The sequence below is a fragment of the Halalkalibacter flavus genome, from assembly GCF_036663575.1.
Lineage (GTDB): Bacteria > Bacillota > Bacilli > Bacillales > Bacillaceae_D > Halalkalibacter > Halalkalibacter flavus.
Window position 1 is genome coordinate 1 of the sequence record NZ_JAWRVK010000301.1, and the last position, 257, is coordinate 257.

General features: G+C 33.9%; 1 pseudogene. It reads left to right on the forward strand.

Going from position 1 to position 257, the window contains the following annotated elements:
* Positions 1–257 (forward strand): annotated as a pseudogene (locus SAY88_RS25265) (IS21 family transposase); the annotation flags it as partial.

Consider the following 257-nt stretch of genomic DNA (forward strand, 5'->3'; position numbering starts at 1 on the left):
TGGCGAAATTCTAGCTAAGCATCAAATTTCAATAGAAAAAGGTAAACTCATACAAGATCGTAAGCATCAGCGTAACCGTACAAAAGGTATTGATGCCTTTGTTGGTAATGTCGCATCTTATTTTGATAATAAAGAGTTAGCACATTCGTTTCTGTCAAAGGTTAGAGAAAAAAATCCACGATACATTCGTGACCAGTTACAGTTACTCTTAAACTCTATTAAAACAAATGATACTTTTATTATTAACCTTGCGCTCG